This is a genomic window from Bradyrhizobium sp. 142 (assembly GCF_023074015.1).
Classification (GTDB): domain Bacteria; phylum Pseudomonadota; class Alphaproteobacteria; order Rhizobiales; family Xanthobacteraceae; genus Bradyrhizobium.
In genome coordinates this window covers 36,220-52,567 of record NZ_JADPKQ010000004.1, presented here as the reverse complement: position 1 = coordinate 52,567, position 16,348 = coordinate 36,220, and the positions used below count along the sequence as shown (strand labels likewise).

12 protein-coding genes are annotated in these 16,348 nt (G+C 64.2%); 7 read left to right on the top strand and 5 right to left on the bottom strand.

Features of this window, described 5'->3' with window-relative positions; genetic code table 11:
• Nucleotides 1-63 precede the first annotated feature (63 nt).
• From IVA82_RS00365 to IVA82_RS00335, 7 genes are read left to right on the top strand one after another with little or no spacing between them, the layout of a single operon-like run.
• Nucleotides 64-1,866, top strand: a complete 1,803-nt coding sequence (locus IVA82_RS00365; protein WP_247493120.1) for a gamma-glutamyltransferase family protein — start codon at nucleotides 64-66, stop codon at nucleotides 1,864-1,866.
• Between the two features lie 10 nt (nucleotides 1,867-1,876).
• Nucleotides 1,877-2,587, top strand: a complete 711-nt coding sequence (locus IVA82_RS00360; RefSeq protein ID WP_247389415.1) for a DUF1028 domain-containing protein — start codon at nucleotides 1,877-1,879, stop codon at nucleotides 2,585-2,587.
• Nucleotides 2,584-3,573 carry an ABC transporter ATP-binding protein gene (locus IVA82_RS00355; RefSeq protein ID WP_247389416.1) on the top strand — a complete coding sequence of 330 codons (990 nt, stop codon included), beginning with the start codon at nucleotides 2,584-2,586 and terminating at the stop codon, nucleotides 3,571-3,573. The genes IVA82_RS00360 and IVA82_RS00355 overlap by 4 nt, the downstream gene beginning before the upstream one ends.
• Nucleotides 3,573-4,673: a dipeptide ABC transporter ATP-binding protein gene (locus IVA82_RS00350; RefSeq protein ID WP_247389417.1), complete on the top strand. Its 1,101-nt coding sequence runs from the start codon at nucleotides 3,573-3,575 to the stop codon at nucleotides 4,671-4,673. Before IVA82_RS00355 ends, IVA82_RS00350 begins: the two co-directional genes overlap by 1 nt.
• Nucleotides 4,674-4,696: 23 nt before the next feature.
• On the top strand, nucleotides 4,697-6,208 hold the full coding sequence (locus IVA82_RS00345) for an ABC transporter substrate-binding protein (protein WP_247389418.1): 1,512 nt from the start codon (nucleotides 4,697-4,699) through the stop codon (nucleotides 6,206-6,208).
• A 31-nt stretch (nucleotides 6,209-6,239) separates the two neighbouring features.
• Nucleotides 6,240-7,181: an ABC transporter permease gene (locus IVA82_RS00340; protein WP_247389419.1), complete on the top strand. Its 942-nt coding sequence runs from the start codon at nucleotides 6,240-6,242 to the stop codon at nucleotides 7,179-7,181.
• 4 nt (nucleotides 7,182-7,185) lie between these two features.
• Nucleotides 7,186-8,073 (top strand): ABC transporter permease, encoded by an 888-nt coding sequence (locus IVA82_RS00335; protein ID WP_247389420.1) that lies wholly within the window; start codon nucleotides 7,186-7,188, stop codon nucleotides 8,071-8,073.
• On the opposite strand, the gene IVA82_RS00330 is transcribed toward IVA82_RS00335, so the two are convergent.
• From IVA82_RS00330 to IVA82_RS00310, 5 genes are all read right to left on the bottom strand, one after another.
• Nucleotides 8,070-8,816 (bottom strand): hypothetical protein, encoded by a 747-nt coding sequence (locus IVA82_RS00330; protein WP_247389421.1) that lies wholly within the window; start codon nucleotides 8,814-8,816, stop codon nucleotides 8,070-8,072. The two genes, IVA82_RS00335 and IVA82_RS00330, sit on opposite strands and share 4 nt — an antisense overlap.
• Before the next feature lie 10 nt (nucleotides 8,817-8,826).
• A complete protein-coding gene (locus IVA82_RS00325; protein ID WP_247389422.1) occupies nucleotides 8,827-10,077 on the bottom strand; it encodes an adenylate/guanylate cyclase domain-containing protein in 1,251 nt (416 codons plus the stop codon).
• Complete coding sequence (locus tag IVA82_RS00320; protein ID WP_148737366.1) at nucleotides 10,074-10,463, bottom strand: response regulator; 390 nt, start codon at nucleotides 10,461-10,463, stop codon at nucleotides 10,074-10,076. The genes IVA82_RS00325 and IVA82_RS00320 overlap by 4 nt, the downstream gene beginning before the upstream one ends.
• On the bottom strand, nucleotides 10,460-13,039 hold the full coding sequence (locus tag IVA82_RS00315; RefSeq protein ID WP_247389423.1) for a PAS domain-containing sensor histidine kinase: 2,580 nt from the start codon (nucleotides 13,037-13,039) through the stop codon (nucleotides 10,460-10,462). Before IVA82_RS00315 ends, IVA82_RS00320 begins: the two co-directional genes overlap by 4 nt.
• 145 nt (nucleotides 13,040-13,184) lie before the next feature.
• Entirely contained in the window at nucleotides 13,185-16,280 is a 3,096-nt protein-coding gene (locus IVA82_RS00310) for a MexW/MexI family multidrug efflux RND transporter permease subunit (RefSeq protein ID WP_247389424.1), read from the bottom strand.
• Nucleotides 16,281-16,348: the final 68 nt, after the last annotated feature.

The window sequence follows — 16,348 nt, the reverse complement described above, 5'->3', positions numbered from 1 at the left end:
CATTGGCGGCACGACATTGCCTGTGATCAATTGCGCGCGCCGCAAATGAGGTACTGAAGCCCAATGGCTAGCATCGTCAATCCTGATCCCTTTACGACGAGGCCCGAGATCGAGGGCACTTTCGGGGTCGTTACCAGCACGCACTGGATTGCGACCGCCGTCGGCATGGCCATTCTGGAAAAGGGCGGCAATGCCTTCGACGCCGGTGTGGCCACCGCCTTCACGCTCCAGGTGGTCGAGCCGCATCTGAACGGTCCCGGCGGCGACGTGCCGATCATCGTGCACGACGTCAGGCGCGGCCGCACCGAGGTGATCTGCGGCCAGGGCCCGGCACCGGCACGCGCGACCATCGCGCATTACAAGAGCGAAGGCCTCGACATGGTGCCCGGCACCGGCCTGCTTGCGGCCTGCGTCCCCGGCACGTTTGAATCCTGGATGATGCTGCTGCGCGACTACGGGACGCTGCGGCTGCGCGACGTGCTGGAGCCCGCCATCTCCTACGCGGGCGACGGCTATCCGCTGGTCGAGCGCGCCTGCGCCACGATCCAGACCGTCGAGCAATTGTTCCGTCAGCACTGGCCGACCTCGGCCGCGGTCTACCTGCCGAACGGCGAAGTGCCCAAACCCGGCACGCTCTTCACCAACAAGACACTCGCGGCGACCTACACCCGCATTCTTAGCGAGGCCGAGAGCGGCGGCGGCCGCGATGCCGAGATCGAGCGCGCACGAAAGGCTTGGTCGCAGGGCTTTGTCGCAGAGGCGATCGACAAGTTCTGCCGTACGCAAGAGATGATGGACGTCAGCGGCTCACCCCATCGCGGCGTGCTCTCGGCTGACGATATGGCGCGCTGGGAACCGACGGTCGAGGCTCCTCTCACTTACGACTATGGTCGCTACACCGTCTGCAAGGCTGGCGTCTGGAGCCAGGGACCGGTGACGCTGCAACAGCTCGCGCTACTGAAGGGCTTTGCGCTCGACGGGCTCGATCCGACCGGGCCGGAGTTCATCCATCTCCAGATCGAATGTGCCAAGCTCGCATTCGCGGACCGCGAAAAGTTCTACGGCGATCCCAAGTTCAACGAGATCCCGATCGCGACATTGTTGTCGGATGCCTATAACGACGAGCGCCGCAAGCTGGTCACCGACAAGGCTTCGCTCGATTTCACACCCGGCTCGGTCGAAGGGTTTGGCGGCGTCGTGAAGCTGCGCCGCGCCGAGGGCAGCCGCGAGGCGGTCGGCGCGCTCGGCGCCGGCGAGCCGACCGTGGGGCGCTTCGGCGAGGTGCGCGGCGACACCGTGCATTTCGACATCATTGACAAGGCCGGCAATCTGGTGTCCTCGACGCCGTCCGGGGGCTGGCTGCAATCTTCGCCCGTGATTCCGGAACTCGGCTTCTGTCTCGGTAGCCGCGCCCAGATGTTCTGGCTGGAGGAGAACCACCCTGCCTCGCTCGCGCCGGGCAAGCGGCCCCGGACCACGCTGTCGCCGACGATGGCGCTGCGTGACGGCGAGCCATATCTGGCCTGGGGTTCGCCCGGCGGCGACCAGCAGGACCAGTGGATCACGCAGTTCTTTCTGCGGCACGTCCATTGCAACCTCAATCTCCAGGAGGCTATCGACGCGCCGGCCTGGCATTCCGAACATTTCCCGATCTCGTTCTGGCCGCGGACCTCGCGCCCCGGCGTGCTCGTGGTCGAGAACCGCGTGCCGAAGGCTACGATCGAGAATTTGCGCGAGCGCGGGCATATCGTAGAGGTCGGCCCCGACTGGTCGGAAGGTCGCCTCACCGCGGCCTCGCGCGTCGGCCCACGCCGCCGCGCCGCCGCCAATCCCCGCGGCATGCAGGGCTATGCGGCAGGGCGCTGATGGACAACATATGACCTGGTCGATCATCGCGCGCGATCCTGCCACCGGCCAGTTTGGCATTGGCGTTGCGACGCGCTTCTTTGCGGTCGGCGCACGCGTTCCCTTCATCGCCGCCGGCCTTGGCGCCATCGCAACGCAAGCCTTCGTCAATCCCTATTACGGCATCGACGGCGTCAAGCTGTTGCGCGAGGGCCTGAACGCGCACGACGTGCTCGCCGCGCTGCTCGCGACTGACGATGGCCGCGACAGCCGCCAGGTCCACATCATGGATGCCAGCGGCGCGATCGCGGCCCACACGGGCCGCGACTGCGTCGGCTGGTGCGGCCACATCGCCGGCAGCGGCTTTTCCATTGCCGGCAATATGCTCGCGGGCGGCGACGTGCTCGACGAAACGGCAAGAACCTTTCTCGCCAATGACAGCCTGCCCTTTCCGCGCCGCCTGCTTGCGGCCATGCGGGCCGGCGAGGCCGCGGGTGGCGACAAGCGCGGCAAGCAATCGGCAGCGCTCCTGATCCACGGCGAGGAGGAATGGCCGGCACTCGATCTGCGCGCCGACGACCACCCTGATCCGGTCGGCGAGCTTGAACGGCTCGAGCAAGTCAGCCACGAGCTCTGGGTGCACTTCCGCGACGCGCTGCCGACGCGGCGGAACCCAGCCGGCAACACCGACCGCAGCGTCATCGAGGCCAGCATCGCCGCGGCGCACGCAAGGCAATCATGAGCGCGGCTCCTCTCATCGATATCAAGGATCTCCGCATCCGTTTCCATGGCGATGACGGCCGCGTGACCCATGCGGTCGACAGCGTCGATCTTAGTGTCGCCCATGGCGCCACACTCGGTCTCGTCGGTGAGTCCGGCTGCGGCAAGAGCGTGACGTCGCTGGCGATCATGGGCCTGCTGCCGAAGCAAAGTGCGGAGATATCAGGCGCGATCCGCTTCGACGGCTTTGACCTGTTGCGAACCTCGGACCAGACCCTGCGCGATCTGCGCGGCAACAGGCTCGCGATGATCTTTCAGGAGCCGATGACCTCGCTCAACCCGAGCCTGACCATCGGCGAGCAGATCATCGAGACGATCCTGCGCCATCGCGGCGGCGCGCGGCGCAGCGCGCGCGAGCGAGCAATCGAGCTGCTGCGCCGCGTTCACATCCCCTCGCCCGAGCGGCGGATCGACGAGTATCCGCACAAGCTGTCCGGCGGCATGCGCCAGCGCGTGATGATCGCGATGGCGCTTGCCTGCGATCCGCGGCTCCTGATCGCCGACGAACCGACCACGGCGCTCGACGTCACCCTGCAGGCGCAGATCCTGGAGCTGATGCGCGAGTTGAAGGCGGCGAGCGGCGCCGCCATCATCCTGATCACCCACGATCTCGGCGTGGTCGCCGAAGTCTGCGACGAGGTTGCGGTGATGTATGCCGGCGAGATCGTCGAGCGTGCGCCGGTCGACGAACTGTTCTCCAAGCCGCAGCACCCGTATACGGTCGGCTTGCTCGGCTCGATACCGCGGCTCGATCATCGCGCCGATCAGCTGGCGACGATTGAAGGCATGGTTCCAAACATGGCGCAGCCGCCTGCCGGTTGCCGCTTCGCCGCGCGCTGCCCGTTCGTGCTGGACGCCTGCACCAGAGCGCCGCCTCCCCTGGTGGAAATCAGCCCCGGCCACCTCTCGCGCTGCATCCGGGCGCCGCTCGAACTTTTGGTGTCGTGATGGCGCTGCTCGAGGTCGAAGGACTGGTCAAGCATTTCGTCGCCGAGCGCTCGCTGTTCGGCCGGGCATTGGCGCACGTCAAAGCAGTCGACGGCGTTTCCTTCGCGCTGGACGCCGGCAAGACGCTGGCACTGGTCGGCGAATCCGGTTGCGGCAAATCCACCGTCAGCCGCCTCGTGCTGCGGCTGATCGAGCCGGATGCGGGCAGCGTTCGCTTCGACGGCCGTGATCTGCTCTCGCTCGACGCGGGCGCCTTGCGCGCCTTCCGCCGCGAGGCGCAGATCATCTTCCAGGATCCCTACGCCTCGCTCAACCCGCGCATGACCGTCGGCCAGATCCTGACCGAGCCGCTGGCACTGCACGATCTGGTGCAGCCGACGCAGCGGCGCGAACGCGTCGAGGAGCTGCTGCGGCTGGTGGGGCTCGAGCCACGGCTGGCACGGCGTTACCCGCACGAGTTTTCCGGAGGTCAGCGCCAGCGCATCGCCATTGCCCGCGCGCTCGCGGTCGAGCCGAAGCTGATCATCTGCGACGAGCCGGTCTCGGCCCTGGATGTCTCGATCCGCTCGCAGATACTCAATCTCCTGCGCGAGCTCCAGGACCGGCTTGGCCTTGCCTACATTTTCGTCTCGCATGATCTGGCCGTGGTCAAGCACATCGCCGACCACGTCGCGGTGATGAACCTTGGCCAGATCGTCGAGACGGCGGAGGCGGATGCGCTGTTCGCTGCGCCTCGCCATCCCTATAGCCGGGCGCTGCTGTCCGCGATCCCTGTGCCCAAACCGCGGGCAAAAAGCAGCCGGATTGTGCTGCAGGGGGAGATCCCCAGTGCGTTCGACCCGCCGCCCGGATGCCGCTTCCATACCCGCTGCCCCTACGTGGTCGAACGCTGCCGCAGCGACATGCCGAAACTCCTGCCGGATGGCATCGGACATGCAACGGCCTGCCACCGAATGACGGAACTACCGTCGTCCGCTGCGATCGTCCCAGCGGACGGCGGCTTCTCGCCCGTTCTTGAAAAATTGGTTGCCGCCTTCAGCGGCGGCCCGGAAGCAGTCCGCGGCAGCGGGGTTAGTTCATTGGGAACGGACCCGGCATAGCCGTAAAACAGAGGTTGAGAGCGATGAGTCCTATGCGTTTGGCAATCCTGGCGTCGGCACTGCTGACATCGCTGGTGGGCGCAGCCCACGCCCAGACCACGCTTCGCATCGGCATCGCCGAAGACCCTGATATCCTCGACCCCAGCATCGGCCGCACCTATGTCGGGCGCATCGTATTCTCCGCCTTCTGCGACAAGCTGTTCGACATCGACGAGAAGCTCAACATCGTGCCGCAACTCGCGCTGTCCCACGAGACTTCCGCCGACGGCAAAGAGATGACGATCAAGCTGCGGCCCAACGTCAAGTTCCACGACGGCGAACCGCTGGATGCTGAAGCCGCAAAATTCTCGATCGAGCGTCACATGACACTGCCGACCTCGTTCCGAAAGTCGGAGCTTGCCAGCGTCGATCACGTCGAGGTCGTCGATCCCCTCACCATCAAGCTGGTGCTCAAAACCCCCTACTCGCCCCTGATCGCCCAGCTGACCGACCGCTCCGGCATGATGGTCTCGCCAAAGGCGGCGAAGGAGGCCGGCGACAAGTTCGGCCTGCATCCGGTCTGCGCGGGTCCGTACAAATTCGTCGAGCGCATCCAGCAGGACCGCATCGTCTTCGAGAAATTCGCCGACTACTGGAACAAGGACAACATCCACATCGATCGCGTCGTATTCCTGCCGATCGTCGATGCAACGGTGCGCCTCGCCAACCTCAAGTCCGGCGGCCTCGATTTGATCGAGCGGGTGCTCGCCACCGACATCAAGGATGTGCGTGCGGATTCGCGCCTCGTGCTGTCGACGGCGCCCGAGCTCGGCTATTACGGCCTGACCGTCAATATCGGCAACGACAAGGCGAAGGGGCCGCTGAGCCAGTCGGCGAAAGTGCGTCAGGCGCTCGACCTGTCCATCGATCGCGAAGCCATCAACCAGGTCGTGTTCAATGGCGAATTCACCCCCGGCAATCAATGGGTCAGCCCCACGCACCCCTATTACCAGAAGGCATTTCCGGTCCATGGCCGCGACATTGCGAAGGCGAAGGCGCTTTTGAAGGAAGCGGGCATCACCCCGCCGGTGACCGTCGACTACATGATTCCCAAGGGCGCGGAGAACGAAGCCGTGGCCCAGGTCATCCAGTCCATGGCCGCGGAAGCCGGCTTCGACATCAAGATCCGCGCCGTCGAATTCGCGACGACTTTCAAGCAGGCCCAAGCCGGCGAATTCCAGGTCTTCCAGATCAACTGGAGCGGCCGCATCGATCCCGACGGCAACTCTTATATCTTCATGCGCAGCAAGGCTCCGCAGAACGACGGCGGGTATGCGAACCCGGAAGCCGACAAGCTGATGGAAGATGGCAGGCTGACCTCAGACGCCAACGAGCGCAAGGCGATCTACGAAAAGCTAACCAAGATCGTGCTCAATGATTTGCCGATCATCTATATCTATCACCGCAAGCTCCTGATTGCACACACGACCAAGCTCCAGGGCTACCGGCAGATGCCTGACGGGCTGGTGCGCGTTGTCGGGCTGAAGTTCAAGTGATCGGGGCTACGCCTCTGACGCGAGCCGAACCATGCTGAACTTCCTCGCCCGCCGCATCGTGCAGATCGTGCCGACGCTGTTCTTTGTGTCGGTGCTGATCTTCTCGCTCCAGCAATTGCTGCCGGGCGATCCAGCGCTGGTGATGGCCGGCGAGGAACGCGATCCGGCCGTGATCGAGCAGATCCGCCAGCAATACCAGCTCGATCAGCCGATCCCCGTGCAGTACGCCTATTGGCTCAAGGGTGTCCTCACCGGCAATTTCGGAGAATCGCTGCGCAACAAGATGCCGGTGCGCGAGCTGATCGCACAGAAACTGCCGGTGACGCTCCAGCTCGGCTCGATGGCAATGTTGATCGCGTTCCTCATCGGCATTCCCGCAGGCATCGTCTCCGCCGTGAAGAAGGGCACCGCCTGGGACTACGGCGCCAATTTGTTCGCGTTGTGGGGCATCTCGACGCCGAATTTCTGGCTCGGGATTCTCATGATCTTCCTGTTCTCGATCGAGCTCGGCTGGTTGCCCGCCTCAGGCTACGTACCCCTCACCGAGAACTGGCGCGCGAGTCTTGCCGCCACCATCATGCCGGCCTTCGTGCTCGGCAATGCGATTTCCGCGGTCCTGATGCGGCATACGCGTAGCGCGATGCTTCAGGTGCTGGAAAGCGACTATGTCCGCACCGCTCGCGCCAAGGGCTTGTCGGAGCGCTCGGTGATTCTCAAGCATGCCCTGCGCAACGCGCTGACGCCGGTCATCACACTTGGCGCGCTCGAGCTCGGCACGCTGCTCTCGGGCGCCGTGCTGACCGAGCAGATCTTCTCGATTCCCGGTTTCGGTAAGCTGATCGTGGACGCCGTGTTCAACCGCGACTACGCCGTCGTGCAGGGCGTCGTGCTGGTGACGGCGACGATCTACATCACGCTGAACCTGGTTGCCGACGTCGCCTACATTCTCGTCAATCCGCGGCTGCGGGGCTAGCCTCATGACCGACGCCGCCCTGCCCGCCGTTCCCGTCGCGCAAGCTTACGAGCTGGACAGCCCGGCGCGCCGCGCCCGACGACGGCTGTTCAAACGCAAGGCGGCCGTATTCGGCCTCGTCGTGATCACGATGTTCATCGCCCTTGCACTGCTCGCCCCGCTGATCGTGCCCTACGATCCCATTGCGACGAGTTGGAGCCTGGTGCGCAAGCCGCCCACCGCGACGCATTGGTTGGGCACCGACGAGCTCGGCCGCGACATTCTGAGCCGGGTGGTCTACGGCGCGCGGGCCTCTCTGCTCGCAGGTCTCATCTCGGTCGCGATCGCGCTCGGCATCGGCGTGCCGCTCGGCTTGCTCGCCGGCTATCGCGGTGGCTTTGTCGATGCGCTGATTAGCCGGATCACGGATGCGATGCTAGCCTGCCCGTTCCTGATCTTGGCGATCGCGCTGGCGGCCTTCCTCGGTCCGAGCCTGACCAATGCCATGATCGCGATCGGCATCTCGGCAACCCCGATCTTCATTCGCCTGACCCGCGGGCAGGTGCTGAGCGTCAAGGCCGAAGACTACGTCGAGGCGGCGCGAGCGCTCGGCAATCCGCCGTGGCGGATCGCGTTCTCGCATATCCTGCCGAATATCCTGCCCGCACTGCTGGTGCAGACCACCCTGTCGATCGCAGCTGCCATCATCGCCGAAGCGGCGCTGTCCTTCCTCGGCCTCGGCCAGCAGCCGCCCGCGCCTTCGTGGGGCAGCATGCTCAACGCAGCGCAGCGCTTCCTGACCCAGGCGCCCTGGATGGCGATCTGGCCAGGGCTCGCGATCTTCCTGGTCGTTCTATCCCTGAACCTGCTCGGCGATGGCCTGCGCGACGCGCTGGACCCCCGCCAGCGCTAGATCACCGTCTCGCGCATGACGCGCCGGCAGTCCATCTCGTATTCGAGATCGACCACCGGCGGCCGCGCGAAATGCCAGGTGAGACCGGAGCGAAGCGCGCCGCGGCGAACCAGCTCGTCGGCAAGCGCGTGATGGAAATCGTGGACGGAATAGGCCTGCACCCCGGTCGTGTCTTTCCAGCCGAAGCCGAACGCCGTCATGCGGCTTTCCATCTGCGAGGTCGTCGTGAACCGCACCTTCTCGCGCATGCCTTCCGGGCTGAGATCGCGGTAACGCACCGTGCGCTCGACATAGGTGCCACTGCCTTCGCGCGCCTCCGCCCCGCCCGAAATCACGAAGCTTGGCGCCTTCGCTCCCGTCGGGCGCGTGAACGAGAATGCATAGAATGACGGCTCCGACGGCGGATCGATCTCGGGACAGACATTGCTGCGAGCCACCGGATTGGTCGTGCCGTCGAAGATGCCCCATTCGGACAGCGCCTTCACATAATGCAGGTTGAACGCGCGAAAACCTTCCTCGCTGAAGGCCGCCGGCGAGCGCAGCTCGCAGGCACAGAAGGCAGTCAAAGGCCTCCCCGCGTCCTGGATGAACTTCGCCGCAAGCGCAAAACCCTCGGCGAGCGGCACGAGACGGTCGAACCGGACGCGCTCGATCTCATAGCCGTCATTCGCAGCCGCGCCGGCCGAATACTGGAACACGGACGGAATGAAGCGATAATTGCCCAGAGAGAATTCACGGATCATGAATGAACTCCTAGTCCAGTTGCATGCGGATGCCCTTGGCGCCGTTGAGCAGGCGCTTGAGGTGAAAGCCGGCCAGCGCATCGCCGGCGTGCATCCCGACCAGCGCGGCAAAGGCGGGCATGGCGGCCGTGTCGCCGGCCGCCATCTTGGCGAAGGCTTCGGAATACAGCGCTGTCGCCCGCGCTTCGAATTCCGCCGGCGGCAGCGGCTCGAATGCGCGCAAAGGTTCGCTGCGTCCGCGCAACATCAGCTCGCCCACGGGGCGTCCCTGGAAATTCTCGGCCGCTTCCGCGACGCTGGCACTGACGCAGATACGGGTGCCCAGATGCTTGTTGGCGGCCTCCAGTCGCGCAGCGATGTTGATGGTATCGCCATAGGCGGTGTAGTCGAAGAAGCGGTTGCCGCCGAAATTGCCGACCAGCGCCGGCCCGGCATGGGCGCCGATGCGGGTGGTCCCGAAGTTCACGCCCCTGGCCTTCCAGCGCGCGCAGAAATCCTCCGCCCAGGCGTCGAGATCGTGGGCACAGGCCACAGCACGCGTCGCATGGTCCGGCTGGTCGCCGGGCGCATTGAACAGCACCTGGATCGCATCGCCGATGATTTTTGCTACCGTCCCCTCGTGTGCGAACACGATCTCGGTCATGCCGCCGACATATTCATTGAGGAGCTCGCCGAGCGTCTCGGGCGCAACGCTCTCCACCAGCGACGTGAAGCCGGTGATGTCGGTGAAGATGGTGGCAACATCGCGCCACTGCACCTCCATGCCGTCGCCGCCGACGTCCGCGGCCAGGCGCCTAGCGATCTCCGGCGAGAAGTAGCGCGACAGCGAAGCGTGCGCGCGTTCGGCCTCCATCTGGCGGCGCCGCGCTTCGCGCAGCACCTCGACATGGCGGATGGTCTTCTGGATCGTGGTCTCCAGATCGGCGAAGTCGATCGGCTTAGTCAGAAAGTCGAACGCGCCGCGGTTCATGGCGGTACGGATGTTGCTCATGTCGCCATAGGCCGAGACGATGATGGTCGACTTCTTGTCCTCGGCCTCCTGGAGCTTCTGCAACAGCGACAGCCCATCCATCCGCGGCATATTGATGTCGGCGACCACCATGTCGACATGCGGATGGCGCTCGATCGACTCCAGTGCCTCGAGCCCATCTCGCGCGAACATGAAGGTGACCAAACCATCGCGAAGCTGCCGGCGGAATTTTTGCAGGATCAACGCCTCGAGGTCCGGCTCGTCGTCGACGAAGAGGATGGTCGGGGTCATGCCGCCTGCCCGAGCCTCGTATCGATCTCCTGGCGCAATTGCGCAAAGTCGATCGGCTTGGTCAAGAGGCCGACGGCGCCGCGCTCGATCGCCTTCCGGCGCGTTTCGGCGTCGCCGTAGGCCGTGATCATGATGACGGGAACGTCCGGCCGCTCGGCGCGCACCTTCGGCAGCATGTCGAGCCCGCTCATGCCGGGCATGTTGACGTCCGACAGGATCAGAATCAGCGATGGGTCGCGAACATTGGCGGCGCGCTCGAGCGCGACCGGCGCCGAAAGCGCAAACTCCATCTGGAAGCGTCCCGATCGCAGATCACGCCGGAACTGCTGCCGAAATAGCGCCTCGACGTCGGGCTCGTCGTCGACGACAAGAATATAAACGTTCAAGTCCTGCCTCCAGTAGTGCCTCGCGCCGCCAGCATACGTGGCAGCGTGATGATAAACTCGGTGAATACACCCGGCTCGGTTTTCACGTCGATCGTTCCGCCGTGCTGTTTCACGACGATGTCGTGGCTCATGGAAAGACCGAGCCCCGTTCCTTCGCCCGCCGGCTTGGTGGTGAAGAAGGGATTGAACATCTTCTCCTTCACCTCCGGCGGGATGCCGGTCCCGTTGTCGCGTATTCTGATCTCGACCCTATTGCCGAGATTCTTCGTCGACGCGCTCAGCGTCGGCTCGAAGCCGTCACTCTCCGCCTCCTTGCGCTTGGATGTGGCGTAGAAGCCGTTCGAAATCAGGTTGAGCAAGACCCGCGTGATCTCCTGCAGATAGATATCGAGCATGCCGGCGGCCGGATCGAAATCGCGCTTCAGCGTGACGTTGAAGCCGGGCCTTTCGGCGCGCGCGCCGTGATAGGCCAGATTGAGGCTCTCCTCAACGATGGCATTGATGTCCGCCGGCCGATGCTCGCCGGAGCCTTCGCGTGAATGCAAGAGCATATTCTTGACGATAGAGTCGGCGCGCTTGCCGTGCTGCACAACTTTTTCGAGGTTGCCCCTAAGCATATGAGTCAGCTCGTCGACCTCTTCCTTCGTCTTGCCGTCGAGGCCCAGCGATTCAAGGACCTCATTGAGCTCGTCGATCAGCTCAGTCGAGACCGATGAGAAATTGTTGACGAAGTTGAGCGGATTCTTGATCTCGTGGGCAATGCCGGCCGTGAGCTGTCCGAGCGAAGCGAGCTTTTCGGTCTGGACCAGGCGATCCTGCGTAGTGCGCAATTCGTCGAGGGATTGCGACAATTCCTGGGTGCGCTCCTGAACTTCGTCAAATAGCCGGACGTTCTCGATCGCGATCAGAGCCTGGTCGGCGAATGTCGTCGCAAGTTCGATCTGCTTGGTGCTGAACGGGCGCACCATGTGACGTGTCAAGACGAACACGCCGATCGGCACGCCATCGCGCAGCAGCGGCACGCCGAGCATGGTCCGCACGTTGGAGGTCCTTCGAGCCGCAGAGGGGGCATAATCGGGATCCGCTTGCACGTCGGGGACGTGGATCGTCCTGGCCTCCAGCAGGGTGCGTCCGACCACGCTTCCTCTCTCAGGCACGCTCGTGAATGTGGCGAGGTGATTTTTCTGTACGTCTCCGAGTCCATGGCTTGCCGCCAGCCGATAGCCCTCATCCATCGGACGGAAAATCGTCCCTTCGTCCGCGTCGCACAATCGGGCCGCTGATTCGACGAGAGTGTCCAGGACGGTTTGCAGGTCGAAGGCCGAACGACTGATGACTTTCAACACCTCTGCCGTTGCGGTCTGCTGTTGAAGGGATTCACTCAGTTCCGCGGTACGTCGCTCGACCTTGTTTTCAAGGTCGGCGTAGGATTCCTGCAAGCGCGCGCCCATATCGTTGAACTGATTGGCGAGCCCTTCGAGCTCGTCGCCGGTATGAATCGAGATGCGCTGCGAGAAATCGCCACCGCCGATCCGCTCGGCGCCCGTGCGCAGCGCCTGGATCGGACCGACCATGCGCCGCGCGAGGAATACCCCGGCGAGCACCGCGAAGATCGACGCTGCGAGGAGCACGATCGCGAGCCGTTGCAGCGAGGCATAGAGCGAGGCGTAGGCCTCCTCGACTGGCAATTCCACGAACATGGTCCAGCCAAGCGGCGCGATCGGCGCGGAGGCCGTCAGAACCTTCTGCCCCTGGATATTGGTCGCCTCCTGCAACGCGTCCGGCATCGTGCCACCACCGGCCTGAGCCCCGCGCACCTGCTCCAGTCCGGACATATCGGTGTTGCGCAGCACGAGACTGATGTCGGGGTGCGCGATCAGGCGGCCCTGCGATCCCACCACGTAGGCGTGCCCATGCTCGCCGACCTTGATCTGGGAGACCACGTCCCAGATCAGCTTCAGGTTCACCTCCGCGATGCTGACGCCGGCATCCTTGCGCGCGCCGGCCAGCGCCAGGGTCATGTAGGGCTCCGACTCCCGGCGGAAGTAGACCGGCCCGTAATAGACTTTGCGTGCGACCGCCTCCGTGAACTTCGGATCGCCCGACAAGTCGACGCCGCTCTCGATCGCATCCATGGCCAGGCGCGAGACGCGCAGGCGCTCCTTGCCAGCCGCGTCCACCTCGGCGAGCTCTGTGATGGCAGGTACCTGGCGCAGCAGCCGCAGCGCGTCGAATCGGCGCTGCTCGATCGAGCCCGCTGACCAGGGTAGCTGCGTGGTCCAGCCGAGCTGGCTCTCGATCTCCTTGACGAACTGGCCGATCTTGGCCGCGGCCGCCTCGGCCTGCTCGTGCTGGACCCTGATCAGCGACGCCTTGTGCTCACGATAGTAAAAAAGCACCTCGAATAGGCCATTTGCCAGCAGCGCGACCGCGACGACGGCCACGAACAGGGCGACATATTTGGTGAATAGCCGGGTCCTGATCCCTGGCCCCGCCACACCGGACACGACGCCCTCCGCCGCGGCGCTCGGCAGCGTCCTGGCTTGCTGGGTGTCGGGATGGAGGGAAAGGCTCATCCCACCAAACCTAGCAAGAAGGCCGGACCTTGTCTCTCGCAAGCAAGGGAAAGAGCGCGGGATCATGGCCGGTGCCCGGGGCCAAAAGAAAGGGGGCGGCAACGGATTGACCGCTGCCGCCCTCTTATTCAGGTGCCTCAAGGCTTCAGGTTGGCCGCAGCGCCTTGGAGCCGAGGTCGAGATCGGCGACCTGCTTGTTCCGCTCGGAATCGGCAACCGCGCGATGGTCGGTCGCCAGCACCACGTAGACCGCGGGCAGCACGAACAGCGTGAACAGCGTGCCGATCGACATGCCGGCGACGACCACGAGGCCGATCGAGAAGCGACTGGCTGCGCCCGCACCGGTCGCGGTCAGGAGCGGGATCAGGCCCGTCACCATCGCCGCCGTGGTCATCAGGATCGGCCGCAGGCGGATGCGCGCGGACATCTCGATGGCCGAGCGGCGGTCGAGCCGTTCGTTGACCTGGAGCTCGTTGGCGAACTCCACCATCAGGATGCCGTGCTTGGTAATCAGGCCGACCAGGGTCAGCAGACCGACCTGGGTGTAGATGTTCATCGTCGCCATGCCGAAGAACAGCGGGATCAGGGCGCCGACGATCGCCATCGGCACCGAAATCATGATCACGAGCGGATCGCGCAAGCTTTCGAACTGCGCCGCCAGCACCAGGAAGATGATCACCAGCGCGAAGCCGAAGGTGACCGCGAGCTGATTGCCTTCCTGAACATACTGCCTGCTGTCAGCGAGATAGTCGTGGCTGAAGCCTTGCGGCAGCTTCTTGGCCTCGCCTTCGAGGAAGTCGACCGCCGCGCCGACGGTCACGCCGGGCATCGGCACCGCCGAGAAGGTCGCCGAATTGAGCTGATTGTAGTGCGTCAGCGAGTTCGGGTCGGTCCTGGTATCAATCGACACCACCGTCGACAGCGGAAGCTGCTGACCGGTGTTGGTTGTCACATAATAGCCACCCAGCGAATCCGGCGAAAGCCGCTTGCCGCGCGGCACCTGCGGAATCACCTGGTAGGAGCGGCCCTCGAGGTTGAAGCGGTTGACGTAGTTGCCGCCGAGCAGCACCGCGAGCGCGCTGCCGACGTTCTGCATGTTGATACCGAGATCCTGAGCCTTGGTGCGGTCGACCTTCACCGTCACTGTCGGCTGATTGTAGGCGAGATCGCTGTCGGAGACGATGAACATGCCGCTCTTGCGCGCGGCGTCCTTCAGCTTCTCCATCTGCTCATACACCGTCTGGAATCCCGCGGTGGAGTTGATCACCATCTGCACGGGCAGGCCACCCGGTCCGCCCGGCAGCGGCGGCAGGTTGAACGCAAAGGCCTGCACGCCCTCGATCTTGGAGAGCTCGGCCTGCACCAGCGGCTTCAACTGGATCGACGAACGCTTGCGCTCCTCCCACGGCTTCAGCAGCATGCCGGCGATGCCGCCCTGCGGGCCGTTGATGCCGTTCAGCACGAAGCGCAGATCGGTCTCGGGAAACTTCTGGAATTTCTCGTCGAGCTTTTCGCCATAGAAATCGACATAGTCGATGTTGGCGTATTTCGGCGCTTTGGTCACCGCGAACACGATGCCCTGGTCTTCCTCCGGCGCCAGCTCCTTCGAGGTGTGCATATAGAGGAAGCCGACCAGCCCGAGGATCGTCACCGCGAACAGGCCGGTGATGGCCTTGTAGTCGAGCGAGCGATCGAGCCTGCGGCCGTACCACCGCGTCATGGCGCCGAACACCTTGTTGACCAGCTTTGCGAACCGGCTCTCCTCGGTGTTCTTCAAAAGCACCGAGCACATCATCGGCGACAGCGTCAGCGCGATCACCCCGGACACGATCACCGAGCCCGCGAGCGTGAAGGCGAATTCGCGGAACAGCGAGCCGGTGAGGCCGCCGAGGAAGCCGATCGGCGCGTACACGGCGGCGAGCGTGATCGTCATCGAGATGACGGGACCGACGATTTCGCGCGCGCCCTGCAGCGACGCCTGTACCGGCGTCTTGCCCTCTTCCAGATGCCGATGGATGTTCTCCACCACGACGATGGCGTCATCGACGACGAGACCGATCGCGAGCACCATGGCGAGCAGGGTCAGCAGGTTGAAGCTGAAGCCCAGCGCCAGCATCAGCGTGCAGACGCCGATCATCGACAGCGGGATGGTGACGACGGGAATGATGACCGAACGGAACGACGCCAGGAACAGGAAGATCACCACGATCACGATGATCACGGCCTCGCCCAGCGTCTTCTCCACCTCGTCGATCGACGATTGGATGAATTTGGTCGAATCGTAGGCGACCTTCATCTTCATCGACGGCGGCAAATTGCGCTCGAGCTCGGGGAACAGCGCGCGCACGCCCTTGACCAGCGTCAGCGGGTTGCCCTGCGGCGTCGCCTGCACGCCGATAAAGATCGCGTGCTCGCCGTTGAAGGCAACGCTCGCATCCGTGCTTTGGGCGGCAAGCTCGACGGTGGCGATGTCCTCCATCCGCACGAAGCCGCCGTCCTTGGCCTTGACGATCATCTTCTTGAACTGGTTGACGTCGGTGAGACCCGTGTTCGTCGAGATGTTCGAGACGATGAGGTAGCCCTTGGTCTGGCCCGCGGCGGACTGGAAGTTGTTGGCGGCGATCGCGGCCGAGACGTCAGCCGGGGACACGTTGCGGCCCGCCATCTTCGCTGGGTCGAGCCACAGCCGCATCGCAAAGGTCTGGCCGCCGAGGATGTCGGCCGAGGCGACGCCGTCGACGGTCGACAGCACCGGCTGCACCACGCGCGTCAGATAGTCGGAGATCGCCGAGCCCGACAGCTCCTCCGAGGAGAAGCCGAGATACATCACGGCCGTGGTCTGCCCCGTGGTCTTGGTGACGATCGGGTCGTTGGATTCCTTCGGGATCAGATATTTGACCGAGTTCGTCTTGGCCAGAACCTCGGTGAGTGCCTGGTTCGGATCGAAGTTCAGCTTGATGTAGACCTGGATCGTCGAGGTGCCGAGCACCGAGGACGAGGTGATGTAGTCGACGCCCTCGGCGGAAGCGACCGCCTGCTCGATCGGCGTGGTGATGAAGCCCTGGATCAGGTCGGCCGACGCGCCGGGATAGACAGTCGTGATGTTGATGACCGTGTTAGAAAGCTTGGGATATTGCCGGATCGGCAGCACCATCGCAGCGCGCAAGCCGATCAGCAGGATCAGCAGGCTGACGACGACCGACAGGACCGGACGCTTGATGAAAATATCGGTAAGGGCCATCGCGGCGATCTCGATTTCTATGTCTCAAGAAGCGTGATCCGGCCGGGCCGGATCACGCAATTGTATGG

Excerpts from the sequence above, each read along its gene's own strand:
- IVA82_RS00310 (WP_247389424.1), bottom strand. The coding sequence starts at position 16,280 with ATGGCCCTTACCGATATTTTCATCAAGCGTCCGGTCCTGTCGGTCGTC.
- IVA82_RS00335 (WP_247389420.1), top strand. The coding sequence starts at position 7,186 with ATGACCGACGCCGCCCTGCCCGCCGTTCCCGTCGCGCAAGCTTACGAG.
- IVA82_RS00360 (WP_247389415.1), top strand. The coding sequence starts at position 1,877 with ATGACCTGGTCGATCATCGCGCGCGATCCTGCCACCGGCCAGTTTGGC.
- IVA82_RS00345 (WP_247389418.1), top strand. The coding sequence starts at position 4,697 with ATGAGTCCTATGCGTTTGGCAATCCTGGCGTCGGCACTGCTGACATCG.
- IVA82_RS00315 (WP_247389423.1), bottom strand. The coding sequence starts at position 13,039 with ATGAGCCTTTCCCTCCATCCCGACACCCAGCAAGCCAGGACGCTGCCG.
- IVA82_RS00350 (WP_247389417.1), top strand. The coding sequence starts at position 3,573 with ATGGCGCTGCTCGAGGTCGAAGGACTGGTCAAGCATTTCGTCGCCGAG.
- IVA82_RS00330 (WP_247389421.1), bottom strand. The coding sequence starts at position 8,816 with ATGATCCGTGAATTCTCTCTGGGCAATTATCGCTTCATTCCGTCCGTG.
- IVA82_RS00325 (WP_247389422.1), bottom strand. The coding sequence starts at position 10,077 with ATGACCCCGACCATCCTCTTCGTCGACGACGAGCCGGACCTCGAGGCG.
- IVA82_RS00340 (WP_247389419.1), top strand. The coding sequence starts at position 6,240 with ATGCTGAACTTCCTCGCCCGCCGCATCGTGCAGATCGTGCCGACGCTG.
- IVA82_RS00365 (WP_247493120.1), top strand. The coding sequence starts at position 64 with ATGGCTAGCATCGTCAATCCTGATCCCTTTACGACGAGGCCCGAGATC.
- IVA82_RS00355 (WP_247389416.1), top strand. The coding sequence starts at position 2,584 with ATGAGCGCGGCTCCTCTCATCGATATCAAGGATCTCCGCATCCGTTTC.